The organism is Geodermatophilus sp. SYSU D00779 (assembly GCF_054050595.1).
In genome coordinates, this window is the sequence record NZ_JBJGZQ010000006.1 from 137,884 (window position 1) to 161,235 (window position 23,352).

At 71.8% G+C, this 23,352-nt stretch carries 24 protein-coding genes and 4 tRNA genes; 15 read left to right on the forward strand and 13 right to left on the reverse strand.

All coding sequences use genetic code 11. The features are described from left to right. Positions 1–72: 72 nt before the first annotated feature. Positions 73–1,971: a caspase, EACC1-associated type gene (locus tag ACI79G_RS06650; protein ID WP_456880348.1), complete on the reverse strand. Its 1,899-nt coding sequence runs from the start codon at positions 1,969–1,971 to the stop codon at positions 73–75. A gap of 3 nt (positions 1,972–1,974) precedes the next feature. Continuing rightward, positions 1,975–2,295: an effector-associated constant component EACC1 gene (locus ACI79G_RS06655; protein WP_456880410.1), complete on the reverse strand. Its 321-nt coding sequence runs from the start codon at positions 2,293–2,295 to the stop codon at positions 1,975–1,977. Positions 2,296–3,055: 760 nt separating this feature from the next. On the opposite strand from ACI79G_RS06655, the gene ACI79G_RS06660 reads away from it, so the two are divergent. The 3 genes from ACI79G_RS06660 to ACI79G_RS06670 all read left to right on the forward strand — a co-directional run bounded on the left by ACI79G_RS06660 (position 3,056) and on the right by ACI79G_RS06670 (position 5,344). Beyond that, entirely contained in the window at positions 3,056–4,000 is a 945-nt protein-coding gene (locus tag ACI79G_RS06660; protein WP_456880349.1) for a diacylglycerol/lipid kinase family protein, read from the forward strand. A 608-nt stretch (positions 4,001–4,608) separates the two neighbouring features. Further along, a complete protein-coding gene (locus tag ACI79G_RS06665; protein ID WP_456880350.1) occupies positions 4,609–5,190 on the forward strand; it encodes a DUF4145 domain-containing protein in 582 nt (193 codons plus the stop codon). Positions 5,191–5,215: 25 nt separating this feature from the next. Then, positions 5,216–5,344: a hypothetical protein gene (locus ACI79G_RS06670; protein WP_456880351.1), complete on the forward strand. Its 129-nt coding sequence runs from the start codon at positions 5,216–5,218 to the stop codon at positions 5,342–5,344. Positions 5,345–5,509: 165 nt separating this feature from the next. On the opposite strand, the gene ACI79G_RS06675 is transcribed toward ACI79G_RS06670, so the two are convergent. From ACI79G_RS06675 to ACI79G_RS06685, 3 genes are all read right to left on the reverse strand, one after another. Next, the gene (locus ACI79G_RS06675) at positions 5,510–6,013 is read right to left on the reverse strand and encodes an AAA family ATPase (protein WP_456880352.1); all 504 of its coding nucleotides are present in this window, start codon (positions 6,011–6,013) and stop codon (positions 5,510–5,512) included. Positions 6,014–6,412: 399 nt separating this feature from the next. Beyond that, positions 6,413–7,198 (reverse strand): SRPBCC family protein, encoded by a 786-nt coding sequence (locus ACI79G_RS06680; RefSeq protein WP_456880353.1) that lies wholly within the window; start codon positions 7,196–7,198, stop codon positions 6,413–6,415. Further along, the gene (locus ACI79G_RS06685; RefSeq protein ID WP_456880354.1) at positions 7,195–7,773 is read right to left on the reverse strand and encodes a winged helix-turn-helix domain-containing protein; all 579 of its coding nucleotides are present in this window, start codon (positions 7,771–7,773) and stop codon (positions 7,195–7,197) included. The genes ACI79G_RS06680 and ACI79G_RS06685 overlap by 4 nt, the downstream gene beginning before the upstream one ends. Before the next feature lie 632 nt (positions 7,774–8,405). Between ACI79G_RS06685 and ACI79G_RS06690 the strand changes: the two genes are divergently transcribed. Both ACI79G_RS06690 and ACI79G_RS06695 read left to right on the forward strand, forming a co-directional pair. Further along, positions 8,406–9,302, forward strand: coding sequence for a heparin lyase I family protein (locus tag ACI79G_RS06690; RefSeq protein WP_456880355.1), 897 nt, complete (start codon positions 8,406–8,408; stop codon positions 9,300–9,302). A 657-nt stretch (positions 9,303–9,959) separates the two neighbouring features. After that, on the forward strand, positions 9,960–10,658 hold the full coding sequence (locus tag ACI79G_RS06695) for a site-specific integrase (protein ID WP_456880411.1): 699 nt from the start codon (positions 9,960–9,962) through the stop codon (positions 10,656–10,658). Here the strand turns inward: ACI79G_RS06695 and ACI79G_RS06700 are convergent. The 3 genes from ACI79G_RS06700 to ACI79G_RS06710 all read right to left on the reverse strand — a co-directional run bounded on the left by ACI79G_RS06700 (position 10,620) and on the right by ACI79G_RS06710 (position 12,799). Then, a tRNA-Lys gene (locus tag ACI79G_RS06700) sits at positions 10,620–10,692 on the reverse strand. The genes ACI79G_RS06695 and ACI79G_RS06700 overlap by 39 nt on opposite strands. A 343-nt stretch (positions 10,693–11,035) precedes the next feature. Further along, on the reverse strand, positions 11,036–11,878 hold the full coding sequence (locus ACI79G_RS06705) for a hypothetical protein (RefSeq protein WP_456880356.1): 843 nt from the start codon (positions 11,876–11,878) through the stop codon (positions 11,036–11,038). Between the two features lie 39 nt (positions 11,879–11,917). After that, a complete protein-coding gene (locus tag ACI79G_RS06710; protein ID WP_456880357.1) occupies positions 11,918–12,799 on the reverse strand; it encodes a Rieske 2Fe-2S domain-containing protein in 882 nt (293 codons plus the stop codon). 209 nt (positions 12,800–13,008) lie between these two features. On the opposite strand from ACI79G_RS06710, the gene ACI79G_RS06715 reads away from it, so the two are divergent. The 4 genes from ACI79G_RS06715 (at position 13,009) to ACI79G_RS06730 (ending at position 16,140) form a co-directional block, all read left to right on the forward strand. Further along, a complete protein-coding gene (locus tag ACI79G_RS06715) occupies positions 13,009–13,488 on the forward strand; it encodes a GtrA family protein (protein ID WP_456880358.1) in 480 nt (159 codons plus the stop codon). A gap of 87 nt (positions 13,489–13,575) precedes the next feature. Beyond that, the gene (gene wrbA, locus ACI79G_RS06720) at positions 13,576–14,178 is read left to right on the forward strand and encodes an NAD(P)H:quinone oxidoreductase (RefSeq protein ID WP_456880359.1); all 603 of its coding nucleotides are present in this window, start codon (positions 13,576–13,578) and stop codon (positions 14,176–14,178) included. A gap of 70 nt (positions 14,179–14,248) precedes the next feature. Further along, positions 14,249–15,781, forward strand: coding sequence for a metallophosphoesterase family protein (locus ACI79G_RS06725; protein WP_456880360.1), 1,533 nt, complete (start codon positions 14,249–14,251; stop codon positions 15,779–15,781). A gap of 23 nt (positions 15,782–15,804) precedes the next feature. Continuing rightward, complete coding sequence (locus tag ACI79G_RS06730) at positions 15,805–16,140, forward strand: hypothetical protein (protein WP_456880361.1); 336 nt, start codon at positions 15,805–15,807, stop codon at positions 16,138–16,140. A 157-nt stretch (positions 16,141–16,297) separates the two neighbouring features. Here the strand turns inward: ACI79G_RS06730 and ACI79G_RS06735 are convergent, their stop codons facing one another. Continuing rightward, a complete protein-coding gene (locus tag ACI79G_RS06735; protein WP_456880362.1) occupies positions 16,298–16,939 on the reverse strand; it encodes an AMIN-like domain-containing (lipo)protein in 642 nt (213 codons plus the stop codon). A 270-nt stretch (positions 16,940–17,209) separates the two neighbouring features. On the opposite strand from ACI79G_RS06735, the gene ACI79G_RS06740 reads away from it, so the two are divergent. The 4 genes from ACI79G_RS06740 (at position 17,210) to ACI79G_RS06755 (ending at position 18,008) form a co-directional block, all read left to right on the forward strand. Then, positions 17,210–17,282, forward strand: a tRNA-Glu gene (locus ACI79G_RS06740). Positions 17,283–17,306: 24 nt separating this feature from the next. Further along, positions 17,307–17,380 (forward strand) — tRNA-Asp (locus tag ACI79G_RS06745). A 23-nt stretch (positions 17,381–17,403) separates the two neighbouring features. Beyond that, positions 17,404–17,477, forward strand: a tRNA-Phe gene (locus ACI79G_RS06750). A 48-nt stretch (positions 17,478–17,525) separates the two neighbouring features. Further along, complete coding sequence (locus ACI79G_RS06755) at positions 17,526–18,008, forward strand: GNAT family N-acetyltransferase (protein ID WP_456880363.1); 483 nt, start codon at positions 17,526–17,528, stop codon at positions 18,006–18,008. 6 nt (positions 18,009–18,014) lie between these two features. Here the strand turns inward: ACI79G_RS06755 and ACI79G_RS06760 are convergent, their stop codons facing one another. The 4 genes from ACI79G_RS06760 to ACI79G_RS06775 all read right to left on the reverse strand — a co-directional run bounded on the left by ACI79G_RS06760 (position 18,015) and on the right by ACI79G_RS06775 (position 20,748). After that, the gene (locus ACI79G_RS06760; protein ID WP_456880364.1) at positions 18,015–19,013 is read right to left on the reverse strand and encodes a glycosyltransferase; all 999 of its coding nucleotides are present in this window, start codon (positions 19,011–19,013) and stop codon (positions 18,015–18,017) included. Positions 19,014–19,143: 130 nt separating this feature from the next. Next, a complete protein-coding gene (locus ACI79G_RS06765) occupies positions 19,144–19,572 on the reverse strand; it encodes a VOC family protein (RefSeq protein WP_456880365.1) in 429 nt (142 codons plus the stop codon). A gap of 10 nt (positions 19,573–19,582) precedes the next feature. Further along, a complete protein-coding gene (locus ACI79G_RS06770) occupies positions 19,583–20,059 on the reverse strand; it encodes a helix-turn-helix domain-containing protein (protein ID WP_456880366.1) in 477 nt (158 codons plus the stop codon). After that, on the reverse strand, positions 20,056–20,748 hold the full coding sequence (locus ACI79G_RS06775) for a phosphodiesterase (protein WP_456880367.1): 693 nt from the start codon (positions 20,746–20,748) through the stop codon (positions 20,056–20,058). The genes ACI79G_RS06770 and ACI79G_RS06775 overlap by 4 nt, the downstream gene beginning before the upstream one ends. A 206-nt stretch (positions 20,749–20,954) precedes the next feature. Between ACI79G_RS06775 and ACI79G_RS06780 the strand changes: the two genes are divergently transcribed. Together ACI79G_RS06780 and ACI79G_RS06785 are read left to right on the forward strand one after the other, a co-directional pair. Continuing rightward, entirely contained in the window at positions 20,955–21,149 is a 195-nt protein-coding gene (locus tag ACI79G_RS06780) for a hypothetical protein (RefSeq protein WP_456880368.1), read from the forward strand. A 160-nt stretch (positions 21,150–21,309) separates the two neighbouring features. Beyond that, positions 21,310–23,349 (forward strand): transglycosylase domain-containing protein, encoded by a 2,040-nt coding sequence (locus ACI79G_RS06785; protein WP_456880369.1) that lies wholly within the window; start codon positions 21,310–21,312, stop codon positions 23,347–23,349. The last annotated feature ends 3 nt before the right edge of the window (positions 23,350–23,352 follow it).

Consider the following 23,352-nt stretch of genomic DNA (forward strand, 5'->3'; position numbering starts at 1 on the left):
TCGGCTCGGCAGTCAGGAGAAGCCGATGCCGACGTTCCCACCCACTCGACTAGTTCAGCAAGGAATGTGACCCTAGGGAGCTTGAATGGTCTGCGCCGCACCACCAGACGCCCGTGTCACCTCAACACGACAGTCATCCTCGTCCCCGACTGACCACCGCAAGTAGAATCTGCCGGTATCGGCAATGCGAACAGACCGAGTGTACTGCCCATCCCGGTAGGTTGCGGAGGTATCGGTGCTCTCAGCGACTATAGTGTCCCCATCATCACGAATGACAGCGACAAGGCAGCGACTCGTGTGGTCCGAGGTGACGGTCAGCATCCAAGGCGAGTCCATCTGAAAGACTTCCGACGGAGGTCCGTAGTTCTCGAATTCGCCAGCACTCGAATCAAGGGAATCGCCACTGCCGCCTCCGATGTTGACTATGACAATCAGGGCGACTGTCAACAAAACCGATGCCAGAAGAATCAGTGCCAGCTTGACGTCTCTCCGTCTGTCACGCCTACCTTCGCTCGTCGTGACAATCTTGGATGAAGGGGCTCCAGCGGCGCGAAGTGGGGAAGATGGCGCTTGGGGGTGTCGAACGCGGGAGGGCTCAGTCTCCGGTCGCCCCATGGATTGGACTTCTGTGGAGAGAGTCGGGGAAGCGGCTGTAGTCATCTCCGCAGGCGCTGCTACGCCTTGTGGGACACCAGGTCGCTGCGGGGTCTCTGCCCTTGGCGGAACCACATGGGCTTCAACATGCAGGATGGCGTTACCTGCTGGGCTGGAAACTGTGACATCTGCATGAAGTTCTCCCAGTGCCGAAGTGTCCGGCAGTACGGTGATGGTGCGGTCCTTCAGGGAGACCCGAAGACGTGGACTTGTAGTCATCACCTCCGCCGTCTCCACTAGGGGAGGTCCCTCTAGCTGGGTCGTGAAGGCTGACGCATGTCTGCCCTGCATGAGGCGACCGAAGTCATGGTGCTCGAGTGGCAATCGCAGCCGTGAGGCCTGCAGGGCAGCCTCCGCTGCAGTGCAGACCCGTCGACTGTCATCGTTCGTAAGCGAGTCAAGTGCTGTACGAGCAGCGACCGCTAGGGAGAGTTCCTCGCCAGCCGCGATCTGGCTCAGCTCCGACACGGCGCTAAGGCGGACGGAAGGATTACCGTGCTGGATAAGTTCTTGGATCTCCGCGGGCAGGCTCCGCGGCCGGACGCGGCGACGCGGCGTGCGGGCGACGAAGAGGTTGCCCTGAACTCCGTACTCCCATTTGCTCGGGGTTTGGTGCGGGGACTTCTGTCGGACCGTGTCGTACACGAACTCGTACAGCTCGGCCAGAGACACTCGACCATCCTCATCCCGGTCGGCGTCGCCCGTTCGCAGCCCATGGACCAAGGCGCCCGAGAAGAGCGAGGGAGCTCCCTGATGGGCATCTGTGAGGTCCGAACCCTCGAAGGAATATTCCATGGCGGTCGACGCCGTGATGACCACCCGGCCGCGTCCCCCTCCGAGAGCCTCCTGGTGGAACTGCTCCGCCACTCCCGCACTGTCGCCTGCCCGAGCGATCACGCCACGCTGGAATGCTCCGCCGTAACAGCAGTCGAGGAGGAGCACAATCTGTTGCGCCCGGCTCCTGCGCATCAGTCGGTCGATCAGTGCGGCGTCAAGGCCGGTCGACGCTAGCCGAGTGACTTTTGTATTTCGTGCCGCCAGATAAAGTTCGCCGCTGTCGTCTTTCAGGCCGTGGCACGAGAAGTGGACCAACGCGAAGTCGGCAGGTCGCAGTTCCGAGAGGAATTCCTCAAGTCGCTCTGCCACTGCCGACGTGGTCTCGTTATAGAGGGTCTCGACGAAGAAGTTCCCCAGTGCTGGGTCCGCGAGCACCTCGGCCAGAGCGTCTGCATCGGCTGCTGGTGCTGTGAGATGGCGTAGGGCGGGGTCGTCGTACTGATCGACAGCGACGATGAGAGCGAGACGGCTGCCCTCCAAAGGTCACTGCTCCTCGAGCGAGCGGAGGAAGGTGCTGAGGAGACGTTCCTGCTGCTCCGTGGAGGCACCTTCCAGCGTCAGCGAGTTGTCTCCCACAGTTACCTGCGCCTTCCGCGAGCCTCCGCGTTGGACCCACGCGACCAGCATCTGCGTTACAGCGCTCATGACACCGGCGGTGCCCGCAGACGTCAGGATCAGCTCTGTCAGTGACGCGACGTCCCCCGCCCGTGATCCGGGTGGAGCTGGGCCCAGGGGTGCGCGTCGCACGTCGTCAAGGTTAAGTTGCCGAAGGTCCGCTTGAAGTCGTCGGACCAAGTCGTCCATCCGCTCGGGAGGAGCCCCCTCCTCCGTGACGCGCAGGACAATCTCATGCTTCACCGGCGCCACCTCCCCGGAGCCGGCGATTCACTCGCTCGGACAGCGGCTACTGCACTAGAGGGACGAGTCGCCGGTTCTGATACCTTGCCGTGCGGGGGAGGGTTGGCCAAGGTGGACCGGCGCCCTTTGTTGATGTCGCCGGGCGGAGGCTGTCCTCCAACTGGGCGGCGAGTTCGGGTCGCCACCAGCTCGACGTTCAACCGCGAGACCTGGTTCCCGCTCGAAGCGCCACGGGGCCGTGTAAGGCGATCCGCTGAGCAGCGCGAGCCAGCTCGAGTCCCGATGTGGAGGCGGTTGACCCGCCTGTGTGTGGTGTCGTTCGGGGCGAGCATGGCCGAGCCAGTCCGGCTTGCCTCGGAGGCAGAGCTGTTCTGCGGTGTCCTCTCGATTGGCGACCATCACCGAGTAGCAGCGGCTCGGCTGAGGCTCTGAGGCCGCCCTCGGGGACAGGTCGGAGACCGCAGCACCGTCACCGCACAGGGATCCCCTGGGAGACACCGACGGCTGGCTGCTCCGACCCCCTCGAACGTCGCCGAAGCAACCCCGTCCTTGTCGGCAGGTCGTGGCGTGGGTGATCAGATTGCAGCCCGGTTGTCGGCCTTCGGCGTGTCATCAATGCGGCGGAGCTCCACCGTTGGCCGGCCTTACCCTCGTCGTGGTGCAGGCTGCCGGGGCAGCCACCTGCGCCGGGAGGACGGAGATCGTCGTGACGGGACCTGTGCACCAGCGGTCGAAGGCGGCGCTGGACGCTGACATCCGCGCCCGGCGCCGCACCGCGCTGGTCGTCAACGTCCGGTCCCGCCGGGGACGCCGTCACTTCGCGACGGTGCACCGGCGGCTGCACGCCACCGTGGAGCTGGGCGACGTGCGCCCTGTCGCCGACCCTCGAGGCCTGCCCGAGGCGCTCGCCGCCGCGGCCGACAGCGGCGCCGACCTGGTGGTGGTGGGCGGCGGCGACGGCACGCTGAGCGAGGCCGCGCACCAGCTCGCTCACCGCGACGTCTGCCTCGGCGTGGTTCCGCTCGGCACGACCAACAACTTCGCCCGCAGCCTCGGCCTGCCGCTGCGCCTGCCGGCCGCCCTGCGCGTGCTCACTGGCGGCAAGGTCGCCGACGTCGACCTCGGCCACGTGGCCGGGCAACACTTCGCCAACCTGACCAGCCTGGGGCTGTCGGTGCAGGTCGCCGAGCACGTTCCGCACCGACTGAAGCGGGTGCTCGGCCGCGCTGCCTACCCGCTGACCGCGCTCGCCCTGCTACCCGACCACCGGCCCTTCACCGCGCGCCTGCGCATCGGCGACGAGGTCCACGAACTCGTGACCCACCAGCTCAACATCGCCAACGGCAGCCATCACGCCGGCCGGGCGATCGCCCCCGACACCGGTCTCGACGACCGCCAGCTGGTGGTGTACCGGCTCGGCGACGCCAACCGGCTCCGGCTGAGCCTCGCGACCGTCCGCCAGACGGTCATCGGGCCCCGCCGGCCGCTGGCCCGCACCCGGTTCCTCACGGCCTGCGAGGTGTGGTTGGAGACCGACCCACCCCTCGCGCTCGACGTGGACGGCGAGATCCGCGGACGCACGCCCGTGCGGATTGCGCTCGAGGCCAACGCGCTGCGGGTGATGGTCGGCACGGGCTTCCCGGACCGCTGATCACTACTCTCCTCGCGATCATGGGCCTCTCCTGGGACGAGGAGCGCCGGCTCCTTCCGCGACGGAGCAGGATGATGCGTCCGCACCGCCGCCCGCATGAGTGTCCTGTTTCTGCGCGTCAGTGACCGCGCCGTGGCGATCGCTCGCGCCCTGCAGGCGCGGACGTGGGCCGAGCGGTTCTACGACCCGCCTGACCGCGGTCGTCGAGGACTGCGTCGGCTACCGAGGGACCCTGGGCGGCAGGGCGGAGAGGTTTGTCCCGTGAGGGGAGCGACGTTCGGACGAGCCGGGCGATAGTCGCCGGGTCCCGTAGGGGATCCCTTGCCGGACACCCGACGTAGGGGCGAGCTGTTACCGATAAAAGGGACCCGGATGGGGTTCGGCTTGCGGGACGACGTGCCGCGCGGGTGCGGAGCCGGCGTTAGCCTCGCCGCATGGCACCCGTCGGGCCAGTTGAGAGCAGCAGTGTTCGTCGCATAGCTACGCCACGCCGACTGATCCGATTGCATCAGTCACTACATCACCTGTGACATACTCGGACGGTGCCCCGAGTACGGACCTTTGTTTGCCCCGTTTGCAACAGGCCCTCAAAAAGTTCAGTGGCCGGTATGGTTTTCTGGAACGGTTGGGATGACACTACAGGCACTCAAATAGGTCCGCCCGCTGAGTGGGCCTTGCTGCAGTGTGCCATTTGTGCCGACCCCCTGGTGCAGGTTCGCGAGGATTACGGGGAAGGCTTTGATGCGGATGATCCTGTCTTCGTCTTCCCTGCGCCCAGAAGGCTGAATCGGAACATCCCTGAGCATCTTCGAGATGCATGGGAGGAGGCTCAGTCATGCTTCAAGGCCAAGGCGTACACGGCAACTGCAGTGATGGTCCGTCGGGCGCTGGAAGCAACCTGCGCAGACCAGGGCGTCCGTGAACGCACTTTAGCGCAGAGCTTGAAGAATTTGGAGGCGCAGGGAAAAATCGATGGGATGTTGGCCGAGTGGGCGGACCTGCTTCGCCTAGTCGGCAACGAAGGCGCTCACTACACGGACCGTGTTGTGACCCGAGAGGATGCGGAAGACGCCCTGTCATTCTCGGAGGCTCTGCTGGATCATCTGTACGTGCTGCGCCAACGTTTTGAGGAGTTCAAGGCGCGTCGAGTCAATTCACGTACAGACAATCCCACGCCACTCATCGTGTAGCCGCAGATGGAAGAGGCTGCACTCCATGCAGTTTGTGCGGATCATATTTCATGCGCGTGACCTCAAGTGGGTGACGACCTTCTCGGCCGCAGCGCTCATCGACTACGGCTACCGGCTCGTCCCGACGGCGCCTCGGACCAGCCGAGCTGGTTGAACGCCTGTGATGTAGCCGAGAACAGTGAAACCCGTCCCGCAAAGGGATCCCCTACGGGACGCGTGTCTCTACTGGCCAGGTCGTCGAGGAGGTCGCCGCTGACCGTTCGGCTTGCGGGACAGTTGGTGATGCCACTGTGCCCAGAGCCGGCGCCGGGTCTTGCACCTACAGATAGCCGCGCTCGCGCATGGCGTCCTCAATGCGTACCGCGACGTATTCATGCTCTTGGCCCTCGGTGCTGAGTACGAGGTCGACGTTGCGAAGGGCGGTCATCTCATCCGCCAGGCGCAGGGACGACGCCAGGAGTTCTTTCAAGCCCGACCAGGCCGCGGGCTCACGCGTCCGCAGGCGTCGCCCGAGAGTAGTGGGCTCAGCCTCTAGGCGAACCACGAGACTGTTTCGAGCTTCCGCCGCCTTGAGCAGCAGGTGCTGATAGCTGTCATTCTCGATGGTCGCGGTGACAATCAGCCGGTGGCATCCGGCCTCCCGGTAGGAGGCGACGAGCATCGCCAAGTGAGCGAGTACGCGTTCGATATCGAGTGGTGGGTAGCAGCGCTGGAGCTCATCGACCTCCACAAGGGCGTTGCTGAGGCCGGCGTCGCTAAGCCGATCGTGCAGCGCGGTCGCGACACTGCTCTTACCCGCGCCCGGCGGTCCGGTGAGCAGCACCAAGCACACCATCCGAGCCTTGCACACGGCTTTCGAGCGCCACGCCGTGCCGAAGCGCGTTCAGACTTCCGCAAGCCGATCCCCTGCGAGACACGGGGCTGCGGCCGCCGGGACCGCGCGCACGTCGCTGTAGCGGGTTCGCTTACCGGTCGTCCTATGGGGCGCTGTGCCGGTCGTCGTCCCTCATTGGGTCATTTGGCGTACAGCGCGTGCGGACTGGCACGTGACGGGTCCTGACCGCGGCGGTCCACCGGTCGGGTCGACCAGCTGACCGCCGGTGTGTTCGGCTGCGGAGCCGGGATGCGCGACGTCCCGCGGTCCACGCGAGCCTTCGCAGCCAGAGGCCCCCTCGCCGGCGTCCGCGGTCATGGGCTGCGGAGCCGGTTCCCGCGATGAAGATCAGGCCGGGACGGAGAGCCCCCGCAACCAGGCCTGCCAGGCCGGCTCCTCGCGCCGCACGTAGTCCGCCGCGCCGGTGGAGAACAGGTACGCCCGCACGCCCGCCGTCGCCGTGCCGTCGCCGTAGCCGAAGGCGTTGAGCATCCCGGGCACCGGTGCGGTGAGCCGGACCAGCGCCTGCCGCTCCCCGACGCGCTCGACGGTGCCGGTGGCGCCGCGCACCTCGACGGGTGCGCCCTCCTCGCCCAGCCCGAGCGCATCGCGCAGGGTCGACCAGAGCGCCTCGGGGTCGCCGGGGTGGGAGGCGGTGACCTCGAGCTGCGTGGCCTCCTGGCCGGGGAAGTGCGACAGGTAGAGGCGCAGGTTGTCGAAGAACGGCCGCCACTGGGTGCCCATGTCGGCCCACCACTCCTGCTCCCACTCGGCACCGGTGCCAAAGCCGCTGGAGGTGACGCGCACAACACAGGTGCCGCCGGAGGTCGCCTCGACGAGGAACTCCGACGTCAGCGGGCTGAGGGCGTCCGGGTCCTTGCCCATGAGGGCGGCCCAGTCCTCCTCGTACGCGATGCGGCGCGGCGGGTCCCAGCCCGTGACCTGGCCGTCCGAGCCCATCTCCGGGCCCATGCTGAAGTGCAGGGAGCCGCCCTCGCGCTCCTCCATCTCGGTCGGCAGGAACCAGGCGCTCATGCCCTTGGCGGTGGCGATGGCCTGCCAGACCTGCTCCGGGGTGCCTGGAACCTCGACGCTGAACTCCAGGCGGTACGGGACGTTCGGGGTCGTGCTCATGCGATCTCCTCAGGAAGGGGGTGGGCCGCGACGACGAGCCGATGCGGGCGCCCGTCGTCGTGGTGGTAGCGAGCGGCCAGGTCGAGCACCGCGGCGGTGAGGTCGTCGGCGAAGGCAGCGCGGTCGGCGGCCGACCGGAAGCCGATCCGGGTGTCGATGGTCAGCGTCGGCAGGCGCTTGCCGGACGTTCCGGCTCGGCGCGCCAGGGCGCCGACCTCGCGCACCAGCCGACCGGCCAGCGCGACGAGGTAGCCCGCCGACAGGTGATCGGCGTTGGCGCCCGGGTCGGCCGCGGAAGCGCTGACGGCCGCCGGCGACACGACATAGGACGCCGCCGACGCCTGCAGCACCCGCTCGGTGATGCCCCCGTGCCGGCGCTCCTCGGAAAGCACCGCCAAGCCGTGCGCCTCAAGCGCCTTGAGGTGGTAGTTGACCTTCTGGCGGGCGATGCCGACCCGGGCCGCGAGCCCGGCGGCGGAGGACGGGACAGCCAGCTCGCCGAGCAGCCGAGCCCGGACCGGATCTAGCGCGGCGGCGGCTGCCTCCGCGCTCTCAATGACCTCGACATCGCGCATGACGCCACCGTGCTTTTGACAAGAATATCTGTCAAGGCACTCTGTCTCCCTGGCTTCGGTGGACGAGGAGCTGTCGGCGAGTAGGTGGCTTGAGTGCCTGATGTCCAGGGCGAACTGTGGCGGGTTCCCTGAGCGCTTCGACGACGACCCAGCCGATCTCGCGTCAAGGTTGGGCGATCCGGCCGCGCAACAGGTGATGACCTACGTCCAGGGCTCACTGACGACCGAGATGTCCCGCGCTCGGTAGGCGATCCTTTGCAGGACCGGGGAGCGGTCATGGATTGGCCGGCCCGGCCGCCCCGTACGGCGGTCTCCCTACGAGACGCTGTGATCGCCCCTTCCGGAACCCCGCTCCGGTCAGCACCAAGGCAAGTGAGAAGCGCACGGCACGACCGAGCGGCGGGGCATGACGGTCGGCACCACTCGAAGAGGTGAACGACAGCCGTTCGTCGCCGAGGGATGTCTGGCACTGGTCGGCCGTGGACGGGCGGCCTACGGTCTGCGGCACCCGCGTTCGGGGTCTGCTCGGGGGAAGGGTCGAGATGCCGCTCCGGTGGAACATGTGGGAGTTGCTGGAAGGAGTGCGGACGGGGTGGCGACGGACCTGGTACGCGCCGTGTGAGGACCTGCAGATGCCGTTGTCGGCCGGCGGGGAGTTCCTAAACTTTCACCGGGCGGGCGGGGTGGCAGACAGGTTGCGGAGCGAGACACCGCCGGTGGTCAAGGCGGGGCGTGCTCTGCGCGCGGAGCACCGTGACGGCGAGGTGGGGACGCGACCGGACGGGCACGTCGTCGGCGGGTGGCGGTCGGAGGTCGTCGGGCCGTTCGAGAACGACAGCGGTGGTCGGCCGGTCCGGTACGAGTGGTCGACGATGCTCGATGCGAGTTACCCGGATGATCCGAAGGTGGCGTCCGGTACACGTGCCTGGCAGGTGGTCTTTCAGTGGCACCAGGGGGACCACGACTTGGGTGGGAGCCCACCAGTGGCATTCACCTTGGTCGGGGACGACATCATGTTGGACCTGCACCGGCACGACCCGATCGATTCGGCTGCTTCAATCCGGCAAGGGCAGTGGTTCGTGGCCGAACGGGACCGAGGGACGTGGCATGACTTTGCCGCGGAAATCGTCTGGAGCGTCGGCCAGGGAACGATACGAGTGTGGCGTAACGGTCAGCCAGTGACGTTCCAGCCACAGACGCAGCCGGGGCAGACGGCGTACCCGGCGGTGGCTACGCAGCTGCTGACCGGGTTGGAGACGTTGTTGCCGCGGAACACGCAAGCGCATGGGCCAGGGCATCCCGAGGCGTACCTGAAAGCCGGCATCTACCGGCAAGCGGCGCCGACGACTCCGCCCGGCCCGTTCGTCATCTGGCATGACGAGCTGAAGCGGTTCGAGCAGACTCGGATCATGGCGGTCGTACCCAATCGGCTGGTCGCACTCCTGGCCGATGTCTTGCCGAAGGTGCCTCAGCCGCCGTGGCCCCCGTGGCGGTCACGTCGGCCCAGGGCTGGGAACGGAGGTGGTTGAGGCGGCAACGCGGGATGGCGTGGCTCTGCGTCGGCGCGCTCGCCGTCCTATTTCGCGCCAACGCCCAGGCCATCGCACAGCTTGAGGCTCTCCTGCGGCCTATGCCATGGGGTGCTGATGGGTGACCGTGATCCGAGAGAACTGTTCCTGAAGTCCGCGGTGAGCGCTCAACCTTCCGCCCTCTGACTCGTTGCTGCGGTGCTGTCTCGAATGTCGATCCCCTGCGGGACGCCGGCGCCGCGAGGATCGAGCCGCCGGGAAAGAGACGTAGCGGGTTCCTCAACTGACACAGCCGATGGCCAGGTCAAGCATGAAGTGTTCGAGCGGTCTCGCCGGCGGTTTAGGCGGGTCGCCGTTTGCGGGTGGCCACCGGCCCGCAGGTTGGCGGTCTGGCCGCTCTTGCCAATCGCCGCTGTCAGCCCGGGCCGGCGACTGCCGGTCCCCCGCCGCGCCCTGGCCGGGGTCGTCGGAGCGGGCCTCTCGCCGCCGCCGACGTCGCCCTGGTCCAGGGGCGCTCGAGGTCCCAGCGAGCAAGCAGGGTGTTTCTGATACGGTCGAAATCGTCGGTGACAGCATCACGGGCATGTCGCCTTTGCGGCCAGTTTGCTGCCTCCTCCCCACTGAACGGCTGCTCAACGTGAGCGAGCAGGCAATCATGTGAAGCCGGGGGAGCTTGGGCGACGATCAAGGAGACCTCCGAGCAGTCGTGAGGCGCCAGCACGCAGACTCCGGCTGCTGGCCTACACCGGGCTGCGCTTCGGCGAGATGGCCGCCCTGCGGGTCCGACGGGTCGACTTCCTCCGGCGCCGGCTCACCATCGCCGAGGCGGTCACCGAGGTCGGCGGGCGGCTGGAGTTCGGCACACCGAAGACCCATCAGCAGCGGACCGTTCCCCTGCCCGCAACCCTCGCCGAGTCGCTGGCCCGCCGCTGCGAGGGCAAGCAGGGCGACGACCTGTTGGTGACCACGGCCAGCGGCACGGTGCTGCGGCTGCGGAACTGGCGCCGGGCCGTCTTCGATCCGGCGGTCAGCACGGCCGGGCTGAGCGACGTCACCCCGCACGACCTGCGGCACACCGCCGCCTCGCTCGCCGTCGCCAGTGGCGCGACCGTCAAGAGCGTCCAGCGGATGCTCGGGCACGCCTCGGCGGCCATGACGCTGGACGTGTACTCCGGCCTGTTCGACGACGACCTGACCGCGCTGGCCGACCGGATGGACGCCGCCGCGCGGGCAGCCGCGGATGCGCGTGTGGGCGCCGTGTGGGCGCGGCCACCGGCCGAGCCTCCCGTGAAAGGGAAACGCGCAGGTCAAGCGCGGTGGGCCCCGTGGGGATCGAACCCACAACCCGCGGATTAAAAGTCCGCTGCTCTGCCAGTTGAGCTAGAGGCCCGGCACCAGCGCGAGGCTACCCGGACGGGACGCCTGTTCAGAGCACGTCGAGGAACAGCAGCACCAGCAGGGTCAGCAACGCGGAGACGGCCAGCGAGCCCAGACAGCCGAGCCGGCTGGAGAAGAGGAAGAACACGGACCCCCGGGTGCCCCCACGAGGCACCGGTGAACCGCGATCTCACGGTGCGTGGCGCAGCCCACGGACGGATCACCTGGTCAGGTGATCGCTCGAGGAGTTCACGTCACCTAGCGTCACTGCTGTCCGGTGAGCGATCCCGGACCCGGGCTCCGGCCCGGCCGCCGCGATCCCCCCGTGGCGGTCGGGCCGGACTCCGTCCCGCCGCTCAGCACACCCGGTCGAGCAGGTCCCAGAACAGCTCCTGCTGCGCGGCGTCGACGGGCAGCGGCACCGCCACCGGCTCGGCCTCCCCCACCGCGACCCACAGCGGGAAGAGGAACGGCTGCTTGGTCTCGGCCAGCACGTGCGGCTCGCAGGACGCCGGGGTGAACGCCACCTCCGCGCTCGCCCGCTCCTCCCCCTCCCCCAGCACCAGCGGCAGCCCCTCGACGGCGACGTCCAGCACGACGCTGCGCCGGGCGTCGAGCACCGTGACGGCGCGGTCGTCGCCCCCGGCCCGGGCCAGGTCGAGGGTGCCGGTGACCGCGTCGCCCGTCGCGGTCAGCCCGGTCAGGCCGATGTCGGCGACGGCCCGCACCCCGGCGACCGCGCACTCCTCGCGGTGCAGGACGTCCAGGTCGTCCCCGGTCAGCGGCACCCGCAGCTCCTCCACCGTGCCGTCGGGCCACGCCACGGTCAGCCGCGCGGCCGGCGGACCGGCCGGAGCGGCGCAGTCCGGCGCGCCGTAGGCGGTGCGCAGGGCGATCGTCCGGCCGGGCTCGAAGGCGGCGCTCAGCGCGGTCGGCGGCAGCGGCGCGAAACCCGGCGCGTCGATCGCCACCGCGGTCACCGTGAACGGCTGGTCGCCGCTGTCGGTGACGCGCACGTGCACCTGACCGGGGACGGGCACGTCGGTGCGCTGGCGCACCACCTCGGCCTCGATGCCGGGCACGGGCGGCAGCGCCGGCGCCGCGGACGTCGACACCGGAGGAGCCGCCTCGACCACACGGTCCGTCCCGCCGCAGCCCGCGCCCAGCAGCGCGAGGGCCAGCACCGCCGTCCGCCGCACGCCCTGCAGGGTAGGGACGGCGGCGCCGCGCGGGGCCCCCTACCGGTCGCGGCCGGGCAGCCGGGCCATGACCCGGCCGGCCTGCATGCGGATCTCCAGCTTGTCCTGCGGGTTGGCCGCCGGACCGCGCCGCGGCTGGCCGTCCTCGAGGTCGAACGCCGAGCCGTGCCACGGGCACACCAGGCAGTCGGTGCCGCGCACCTGCTCCACCGACCCCTCGTAGAGCGGGCCCGACAGGTGCGAGCACGCCCCGACGAAGGCGTCCACCCGCGCCCCCCGGCGGACGACGGCCAGCGGGACGTCGACGCTGCCGCCCTTGCCCGTGCGCAGCGCCGGCCGGCCCTCGGGCAGGTCGTCGAGCGGGCCGAGGTCGATCCAGTCCGAGCTCAGCGCCCGGGCCGCGGTCGCGGCGTGCGAGGCGCCCGAGGACTGGGCGTAGGACATGTGCCCGCCGACCGCCGCCGACCCGGTCGCGATGCCCAGGCCGGCGTAGGACAGCACCCGGCCCAGCCCACCACGGCCCTGCGCGCGGGCGACCAGCGAGCCGATGTAGAGGCCCAGCGCGACGGTGTTGCCGGCGGCGTGCAGCAGACCCAGCCGTCGGACGCCGATGCCCTGCTCCGACCAGTCGGCCGCGCCGGACATCGCCGCGGGGACGGCGACGGCGACGCCGGTGCCGATGAGGACGGTGGCGGCCGGACGCAGCGGGGGGATCGCGTCGAGCAGGCCGGCCGACGTCCAGCTGCCGACCGGGACCTGCACCAGGACCGGGTGCAGCGGGTGCCCCAGCCACGTGCCGTGCAGCAGGTCCCTGAGGGCCTGCGGCCTGAGCACGGCCTGCACGGCGCGCTGGGCCGGGCCGATCGCCTTGTCGAAGGTCGCCTTGTCTGCGACCCGGTCGAGGATCCCCATGAGGCTCATGGCGGCGTCCTACCCCTGTCGACCGCGGACGATGCCGCCCTGGCCTGCGGTGGTGGGGGGCTGCCGGACGGTCACGGCCACGCGGGGGCGCGACACGCGGTGATCGACTCCACAGCAGAAGTGTCGGTTCCCGGGGGAATAACGACTGGCGCACAGCCGATCCCCAGGTGGAAGCTACAGAACGTAGTGGTGCCGGTAGAGGAGACGTCGTGACCTGCCCGTCGCTGTTGACCCGCCGCCCGGCGGTCGGCGACGCCGTGGACAGCGCCGTCGCCCGGCTGCGCGCCGAGGACACGCTGGCCCAGTTCGCCCGGTTCGTCCTCGTCGGCGTCTCCACCACGCTGGTGTACGCGCTGCTGTTCAGCCTGCTGGAGCGGCTGGGCTACCTGCCGGCGCACGTCGCGGCCACCGCGGTGTCGACCCTGCTGGCCAACGAGACGCACCGGCGGCTGACCTTCCACGCCGGCGAGCGGGTGCACTGGCTCACCGCCCAGCTCGAGGCCGGCGGCATCTCGGTCATCGGCCTGCTGCTCACCAGCACCGCGCTCGGCGTCCTGAACTCGCTGGTCCCCGAGGCCAGCGTCGCCACCCAGGTCGCGCTCGTCGTCGCGGTGACCGGCCTGGTCGGCCTGATGCGGTTCATCGCCCTGCGCTGGCTGTTCCGCCCGCGGGCGACGACGACCGCCTGACGGTGTCGCCGCGTCGCGTTTGAGCGGCGCCGGGGTCGAGCACACCCCTCCTGGACGGTTGAACGCGCAACCAGAACGGAGGGCTCCGTGCCCAACATCGCTGTCGTCTACTACTCGTCGACCGGGAACACCCACCAGCTCGCCGCCGCCGTCGCCGACGGCGCCCGCGAGGCCGGGGCCGAGGTGCGCCTGCGCCGCGTGCGCGAGCTCGCGCCGCAGGAGGCGATCGACTCCAACCCGCTGTGGCGGGCGCACGTGGACACCACCGCCGGCGAGGTCGAGGAGGCCACCCCGGCGGACATGGAGTGGGCCGACGGCTACGCCCTCGGGACGCCCACCCGCTTCGGCACCCCCGCCGCCCAGATGAAGCAGTTCATCGACACCCTCGGCGGGCTGTGGTTCACCGGGAAGCTGGCCAACAAGGGCGCGACCGCCTTCACCAGCGCGCAGAACGTCCACGGCGGCAACGAGTCGACGATCCTCACGCTGTTCAACGTCTTCTCCCACTTCGGCGCCGTCATCGTGCCGCCCGGCTACACCGACCCGCTGCTGTTCGAGGCCGGCGGCAACCCCTACGGCGTCTCCAACGCCTCGGGCGGCAAGTCCGCCACCGCCACCGAGGCCGAGCTGGCCGCCGCCCGCTACCAGGGCCGCCGGCTCGCCGAGGTGACCGCCAAGCTCGTCGCGTGACGGTCGCGTGGCGGCGTCGTCCCGGCCCACCGGGGCGGCGCCGGCCCCGGCCGCGGCTAGGTTGACGGGGGTGACCGAGCCGACCACCGCCAGGCGCGCGGGTCTGCGCGCGGTCGCCCGCGGGGCGGGCCGGTGGGCGGTCCGGCTGGCCGTCGTCCTGGCCGGTGCGTGGCTCGGCATCCTGCTGCTCGGCCGGGTGTCCGCCCCGATCGGCCCGTTCGACGCCACGGTGGCCTTCCGCCCGTTCGGCGGGGGTGCCGCCCTCGACATCCCCCCGCTCGGCGCGCTGCAGGTCGACGCGTACGACGGGCCGCTGCGGCTGGAGATCGAGCTCAGCCGGGTCGACGAGATCCGGGCGACGCAGCTGGCCACCGACCCCACGCGGCTGGACGGCGTCGTCGACCAGGTGAGCGCCGACCTGAGGGACGCCGTCGAGCGGGTGGCGTGGCTGACCGCGCTGGCCGCAGTCGGCGGGGCGACGGCGGCGGCCCTGCTGGTGCTGCGCCGCCGCCGGGAACCGCTGATCGCACTGGGGATGTCCACCGCCCTCGTCGCCGCGACCGGCGGCGTCGCCGCGGCCACCTGGCGCCCCGAGGCGCTGTCCCAGCCCACGTACACCGGGCTGCTGGTCAACGCCAACAGCCTGATCGGCAGCGCGCAGGACATCGTGGCCAGGTTCGACGCCTACCGCGCCTCGCTCGAGGACCTGGTCTCCAACGTGAGCACGCTGTACTCGACGCTGTCCACGCTGCCCCCGCCGGGCGGCGCCGACGACAGCGTGGCGCTGCTACACGTCTCCGACCTGCACCTCAACCCCGCCGGCTTCGACCTCGTGCAGCAGGTGGCCGCCCAGTTCGACGTGGACGGCGTCCTCGACACCGGGGACATCACCGACTGGGGCAGCCAGCCGGAGAACGGGCTGGTCAGCCGGGTCGGCACGCTCGGCGTCCCCTACGTCTTCATCCGCGGCAACCACGACTCCACGCTCACCGCCCAGCTGGTCGCCGCCCAGCCGAACGCGACCGTGCTGGACGACTCGGCGGTCACGGTCGCCGGGATCGAGGTCGTCGGGACGCCGGACCCCCGCTTCACGCCCGACCCGGGGGCCGACGACGGCGCCGAGACGCTGGAGGCGAGCGGCGCGGGCCTCGCGGACCTCGTCGGGACGCTGCCGGAGCCACCGGCGATCGCGATGGTGCACGACCCCGGGCAGGCCCCGCCGCTGGACGGCGTCGTCCCGCTGGTGCTGGCCGGGCACACCCACCAGCGGGAGGTCACCCGGCTCGACGGGGGCACCCTGCTCATGGTCGAGGGCTCGACCGGCGGAGCGGGGCTGCGCGCCCTGCAGGGCGAGTTCCCCGAGCCGCTGACCTGCACGGTGCTCTACCTCGACCCGCAGACCGGCGCGCTGACCGCCTACGACGAGATCACCCTCGGCGGGCTGGGGCAGACCGAGGTGACCATCGAGCGGGAGGTCGCCCCCGTCGTGCCCCCCGCCGTCGGGGACGGCACCGGCGGGACCGGCCTCGACGGGAGCCCGCCGGCTCCGACACCCGCCCCGGCGCCGACACCCGCCCCAGCGCCGGCCTCCCCGACGGGGTGACCCGGCCGACCTACCCTCGGCTCATGTCCTCGACGACGTCGCGCGCCGCCCGGCTGGCTGCCGGAGCCCTCGCCGGTGGCCTCGCGCTGCTGCCGCTGACCGCTTGCTCGTTCGGCTCGGACACCCTCTCGTGCAGCGCCAGCGAGTGCTCGGTGACGCTGACCGGCAGTGATGCCCAGGTCGAGATCCTCGGGACGACGCTGTCCTTCGGCGGCGTCCAGGACGGCCGGGCCACCCTCAGCGTGGGCAACGCCAGCGTGTCCTGCGCCCAGGGCGAGACCGTGAACGCCGGCCCCCTGTCGCTGACCTGCACCACCGTCGAGGCCGATTCCGTGGAGCTGACCGCCTCGCTCGGCTGAGCAGCCGACCCGCGCTCAGACGACCCTGGCGGGTCCCGCTGCGGCCCCGTCCAGAGGCTCGCCGCGAGCCCCTGACGGCCCCCGTGCAGGGGCCCGCCGCGAGCCTGCGGGTGGCGGGGGGCAAGGGGGTCCTCCACGAGGAGGACGGGGTCCTCCCTCAGCCGAGGTCGGCGACCTCGACGACCACGCGGGTGGGGTCCTCAAGCGCGTAGACGCGGAACGGCGCCTCGCCCGTCGTCCCGACGACCGCCACCGAGGTGCCCTCGAAGGTCGCGTCCCAGGCGACCTCGGTGACCGTCCGCGTGCCGTTGCCCGGCAACGGGTCCGGACCGGCCCACTCCTCGACGCCGGTGTCGAACGGGTAGCCCGCGCCGGTGATCGTCACCTGCAGGACGGCCTCGCCAGCGACCTCGACCGGGTCGCCCGTGCCCTGCGAGTACGCCTGGTCGACGTAGCGGACGTCCCAGCCCGGCGTGCCGGTGCCGCCCAGCTCGAGGACGACCCGGTCGTAGCCGTCCTGCCGGCCGGTGCGGATCTCGCTCACGGTGACCTGGGCGTCGGCCGACGCCTCCCGCGTGGCCGGCTGCGTGTCCCCCTCGAACGGGGGCGCGTCGGCGCTCGTCTCCGCCGCCTCGGAGGTGGTCGGCGCGGCGGTGGTCGGCGCGGCGGGTGCGCTGCTCGGGGAGGACACCTCGCCCGTGCTGGCGGACGGCGACGTGGCGGGGTCGCCGCTGCCGCAGGCGGCCAGCAGCGCGGCGGCGAGCAGGAGGGAGGGGCTGACGGCGGCACGGCGGATCACCCGCTGAGGGTGACAGCCGGGCGCCGCTGCGCCCGCGACCGCGCCACCGTGTCGCACTCCCCGGGTGGACCCGGCCCGTTGGCCCGTTGCCGATCACGGGTCGTTGCAGGCGACACGCCACCCGAGGTGGCACCGGGCCCGTGATCGGCAGCCGCCGCCGGGGAGGGCGTCGGCGGGTCGCTCGGGGGGGCGTGGCGAGGGCCACGGGACCCCCGCGTCAGGGACGCCCCGCCGAGCATGTAGAGTTCTCGCTGCCCCCGGCGAACACGAGCCCCCATCGTCTAGCGGTCCAGGACGCCGCCCTTTCAAGGCGGTAGCACGGGTTCGAACCCCGTTGGGGGCACGGCACCACCAGCAGTACCAGCGAGGCCCTGTAGCGCAGTTGGTTAGCGCGCCGCCCTGTCACGGCGGAGGTCGCGGGTTCGAGTCCCGTCAGGGTCGCTCTCCGGTGGAGACACCGGGAGGGGCAGGTAGCTCAGTCGGTACGAGCGCTCGCCTGAAAAGCGAGAGGTCGGCGGTTCGACCCCGCCCCTGCCCACACCATCCTCCTGCAGCCCCCGCCGCCCCGGCCGGGCAGACTGCCGCGGTGACCCCGCTCCCCGCCACGCTCTCCACGGGCAGCACGACCGTCGGCCTGCGCCGCGCGACGGCGGACGACGTCCCCGCCCTCGTGGCCCTGCTGACCGACGACCCGCTCGGCCGCGACCGGGAGTCCCCCGACCTGGCCCCCTATCGCCGGGCCTTCGCCGCCGTCGACGCCGACCCCGCCCAGCTGCTGCTCGCCGTGACGCACGGGTCGGACGTCGTCGGCACCGCCCAGCTCACCGAGATCCCCGGCCTCTCCCGCGGCGGGACGACACGGCTGCAGATCGAGGCGGTGCGGGTGCGGGCCGACCTGCGTGGGCAGGGCGTCGGCGCGGCGCTGTTCACCTGGGCCGTCGAGGAGGCCCGCCGGCGCGGCTGCGGCCTGGTCCAGCTCACCACCGACACCCGCCGCCCGGAGGCGCACCGCTTCTACGAGCGGCTCGGGTTCACCGCCTCGCACGTCGGGTTCAAGCTGCAGCTCTGACCGGCCTCAGCGGGCGCGGTCGGCGCCCACCTGGGCGTACACCTGCGCGTGCACGGCCCGGACGGCGGCCCGCTGCTCGGCCCGCCACCCCCGGTCGGCCGGCCGTGGCGCCGGCCGGGTGAGCGCCGCGGCGACGGCGGCGTCCAGGGACACCGGGTCCAGGCCGCGCTCCTCGTCGTTGTCGTAGGGGACGACGTCGGACCACTGGTCGGCGAACCACCCGCAGCTGGGCGCCACCACCCGCGTGCCGACGTCGCGGCAGACCTCCAGCTCCCGCGAGTGGGTGCCGCAGGACTGGGGCAGGACGACGGCGTGCAGCTCCTGCAGCTGCGCGGCCCACGAGTCGACCTTCCGCGGCAGGAACTCCAGGCTGTCGCCGGCGGCGAAGACCGGCGGCGGCTCCACGCCGTCGTCGAGGAACACCCGCAGCCGCCCACCGCCGTTGACGGCGCCGGACAGCGCGGCCCGGACCAGCATCGCCGGATCGGGCAGGGCCGGGAACGGCGCCGTGAGCGCCAGGCCGACCAGGCCGCGCTCGGCGCCCAGGCCGGGCACCGGCTCGGCGATCGAGGGGTGCGCCACGACGATCGCCGTCCGGCCGAACCGCTCGGCGATCTCGTCGGCCGCCCCCGGGGTCAGCGTGAGCACCACCTCGGCCGTCGCCAGCAGCGCCTGCAGGTGGGCGTCGTGCCGGCGCCGGGTCGGCTGCTCGGGGTCCCGCAGCTGGTGCACGGTCAGCACCAGCGGGACGCCGGTGCGCCGGACCGTCTCCGCCCAGCTGACCACCTCGTCCTCGGGCAGGTGCCCGTAGCCGGAGTGCAGGTGCACCACGTCGACGCCGTCCGCGTGGGCCGCGAGGTAGGCCGGGTCCAGCCACGGGCTGGGGCCCGGCCCCGGGCCCACCCGGACGACCCCCTCCGGCAGGACGGCGTCGACGTAGGGGTCGGCGTACGGGATGGTCACCAGCCGGGTCCCGGCAGCTGCCGGGGGGTCGGCGTCGTTCACGCGGTGGTTCTCCTCCTGCCGCCGCGCACTGCGACGGGCAGGGGCGGGACCGAGACGGACGGGTACCGGTCGTACTACCCGTCGGCACTCCGCCCAACCGAGTGGTGACGGGGAGTACCCGAACGGGGGGTCAGGCGAAGTCGGCCGGGGTGAACTCCCGGCGCTCGACGAGCACCAGCCAGTTGCCGGACACGTCGCGCATCACGGCCTCGACGCCGTAGGGACGCTCCGCCGGTTCCTGCAGGAAGGTCACGCCCTTGGCCGACAGCTCGTCGTACGTCCTCCGGCAGTCGTCGACCGCCAGGCCCAGCCCGCCCATGGAACCCTTCTCCAGCTGGCCGCGGACGAAGGCGGCGGCGTCCTCGTCCAGCGGCGGGCCGGGGGTCATCAGGGTGACCTCGAGCTCGGGCTGGCTGGGGTGGGCGATGGTGACCCAGCGGAACCCCTCCCCCATGGTGATGTCGGTGCGGGCCTCGAAGCCGAGGACGTCGACGTAGAACTGCTTGGCCTGGTCCTGGTCGAGGCAGTAGACGGTGACCAGCGAGATGTTGGTGATCATGGCGTCGACCTTAGGGACGGCGGCCGGTGCCGCGCTTCTCCCCGATTGCTCGACCCGGACCGGTCGTCCCGCCGAGGTCGACCACGCCGCGCATGAACAGGAAGCAGCCGGGCACGTGCGGCGCACCGCGGGCGGCCCAGCGGTCCCGGTAGGCGACCGGCGACTCCCCGGTCAGCGCCCGGAAGCGGGTGGAGAAGGAGCCGAGGCTGGCGTAGCCCACGGCCGTGCAGACCTCGGTCACGGTCAGGTTGGCCGAGCGGAGCAGGTCCTGGGCCCGCTCGATCCGCCGCCGGGTGAGGTAGCGGATCGGCGTCTCCCCGAAGGCGGCCTCGAAGGAGCGGACGAAGTGGTACTTCGAGACCCCGGCCACCCGCGCCAGCCGGTCGAGGTCCAGGTCGTCGGCGAAGTGGCGGTCGACGTGGTCGCGCGCCCGGCGCAGGTGGACCGTCAGGTCGGGCGGGTGCCCGCGGGCCGCCGTCGCCGTCACGCGTCCCGGCCCTCCTGCGCGGCCGCGTAGGCGGGTGCGCGGAACCGGGCCATCGGCCCGTCCGGGACCAGGCCCGGCGGCGGGTGGCGGACGGCGTCGAAGCGGAGGTCGGGGTCGACCTCGGGCACCGGGGCGAGCAGCCGCAGCCGGGCGAACGGCCGCCAGTCCCCCGCCCCCCGCGCCGCGGCGAGCGTGAAGGCCAGCCGGCCGCTGCGGGCTGCTGCGGCGACCGGCCCGGGCTCCGCGGTCACCGGCGCGGCCCCGGGCTCGGGCAGCGCCGCCAGGAACACCGGCCCGGCGGGGGTGCGGTAACCCATGACCGAGCAGTAGACCGCCGCGGCGTCCCACCGGGGCACCGGCACCCAGCGGGTGAGCCGACCCCGTCCGGTCGTGGACAGGAGCAGGTCCACGGGGCCGTCCGGACCTGGCAGCCGGACGGCGAGGCCCAGCAGGTCCGGCAGCGGCGTAGGCAGCCCCGCACCGCGGGAGAGCCGGACCAGCGCCGCCTCGTCCCCGATGCCGGCCAGCCAGGGCACGTTCCACCCGGCCGGTCCGCCGGTGCGCTCGAGCACGGCGTCGAGCACCGTGCCGCGCGGGTGCATCGGCTTGCCGCGGCGCCAGCGGGCGAGCGCCCCCAGCGGGACGGCGACGGCTCGGCCGGCGGTCCGGGGCAGGTCGGTCACGGGCATCCTCCTGTCGTGGGGTGGGACCCCCCTACCCATCGTCGAGGAGGAGCCCCGTACCCGGGCTCGCGGGCCCGCGTCCAGCTGCGGCGATCCGCCTGGGGCGGGTGGGACGGGAGCGACCGGCTCGTCAGATCCTGTCCGATGTCGCGCCGGACTCCGGTGGAGATCCGCCACGTGACACAGAACGGTCGTGCGATTACGTTCGGTACGTGCTCACGACGCTCCTGGTGATCGCTGGTGTCCTGCTCGGACTCGTCGGCCTGCTCGCCCTGATCGTGAGCCTGAGCGCCCGCCCGGCCACCCGTCCCTCCGGCGGGTGGGTCGCGGACACCGGCCGCCCGCACCCCGACGCCTGGTCCGCCCCGGTGAACCCCGCGACCTCGGAGCTGCCCACCGCCCGCTGAGGGCCCCTCGTCCGCCGTCCCGGCGGCTGCGCACGGCGCGCCGCCGGGACGCGCCGTCGACCGCGCCCACCCGGGTGTTCCGGACCGTCGCCGTGCGGAATGATCCCGGCACGGCGTCGCGCCTCCCCGCACGCCGGGGCACGAGCACCGCGAGGGCGCCATGGCACGGTCGCACAGGTCAGGGTCCTCCCAGCGACGGCTGCACGCGCTCGGCCGCCTGCTGCTGGCGCTCCCCCTGGCCGGCGCACTGCTCGCCGCGCTGCTGGTCCCCTGGGTGGTCGGGCCGGGCCTGGTCGCCAGCTCCTCGGCGAGGCTGCTGGCCCCGCTGCCGGTCCAGCTGACCGACGCCACGCCGCCGGGCAACACCGTCGTCCTGGCCTCCGACGGTTCGGTGATCACCTACTTCTACCGGAACAACCGGACGCCGGTCGGCGCGGACCAGATCGCCGACGTCATGGAGCAGGCGCTGCTCGACATCGAGGACGAGCGCTTCTACGAGCACAACGGCCTGGACGTGCAGGGCACGCTGCGGGCCCTGGCGCGCAACGTGAGCTCCGGCGACGTCGAGGAGGGCGGCTCGACGATCACCCAGCAGCTGGTCAAGCAGACGCTGCTGCAGACCGCCGCGACCCCCGAGGAGCGACAGGCGGCCACCGAGCAGACGCTGGGCCGCAAGCTGCGCGAGGCGCGGCTGGCCCTGGCGCTGGAGGAGACCTACCCCAAGGAGGAGATCCTCACCCGGTACCTGAACACCGTGTACTTCGGCGAGGGCGCCTACGGCGTGCAGGCCGCGGCCCAGGCCTACTTCAGCGTCGACGCCGCCGACCTCACCCTCCCGCAGGCGGCGATGCTGGCCGGCCTGGTGCAGACGCCGACCTCCGACAGCCCGCTGGTCGACCCCGAGAGGGCACGGGAGCGGCGCAACGTGGTGCTCGAGCGGATGCACGCCCAGGGCCACATCAGCGACGCGCAGCTGGCCGAGGTCGCAGCGCAGCCGGTGGAGGCCGACCCGGCGCCGCCCCCGCCCAACGGCTGCGCCGGCGCAGGCGTCCTCGGCGGGTTCTTCTGCGACCTGCTGCAGGACCACCTCACCGGCACCCTGGGGATGACCCAGGAGCAGCTCGAGGACGGCGGCCTGACCATCCGCACGACGATGCGTGCCGACCTGCAGCGCTCCGCCGACGCCGCCGTGCTGGCGACGCAGCCGATGGGTGACCCCGTGGCGGCGATGTTCACCGCGGTCGAGCCGGGCACGGGCAACGTGCTCGCGATGAGCGCGAACCGGGTGTTCGGCTTCGACGCCGAGGACCCGGCCCAGTCGTCGGTCAACCTCAACGTGGTCGCCAGCAAGGGCTCCGGCTCCACGTACAAGGTCTTCGTGGCCACCGCGGCCCTGGAGCGCGGCTTCCCGCCCTCGCACACGATCACCACGAGCGACCCGTACACCTCGCGCGTGTACCGCAACGGGCTCGACCCGTACACGGTCGGCAACGTCGAGGGCACGTTCCCGCCGACGCTGACCATGTACGAGGCGCTGGTCCGTTCCTCCAACACCTACTTCGTGGCCCTGGAGGACGACCTGGGCAGCGTGGAGGGGCCGGTGCGGGTGGCGCAGCGGCTGGGCCTGACCTCGCTCGACCCGGTGGCCGACCAGGTGATCGCCCAGAACCGCGGCTCGTTCACCCTCGGCCCGGAGGCGACCAGCCCGCTCGCGCTGGCCAGCGCCTACTCGACGCTCGCCGCCAACGGCACCCGGTGCACCCCGGTCCCGGTCGTGGAGGTGCTCGGCCGGGACGGGCGGCCGCTGACCCGCGAGGACGGCAGCCCGCTGGGCACCGGCGCCTCCTGCACGCCGGAGGTGGTGTCGCCGCAGATCGCCACGACGGTGAACCAGATGATGGTCGGCGGCTCCTCGCTGCCCTACGGCACGGGCCGGCGGGCCGCGATCCCCGGCCACCAGATCGCCACCAAGACCGGTACCGCCCAGGACCGGGCGTCGGTGTCGTTCGTCGGCTCCACGCCGCGGTACACCGCCAGCGTCATGCTGTTCAACCCGACGGCGAACGTGGACGTCGGCGGGTTCGGCGGCAGCCGCGGCGGCCAGATCTGGCACGACGCCTTCCTGCCGGTACTGTCGGGCGAGGCACCGGTGTTCTTCCCGCCGCCGGGCATCCCGCTCCCGGCGCTGCCCGGCGGGTGAGGG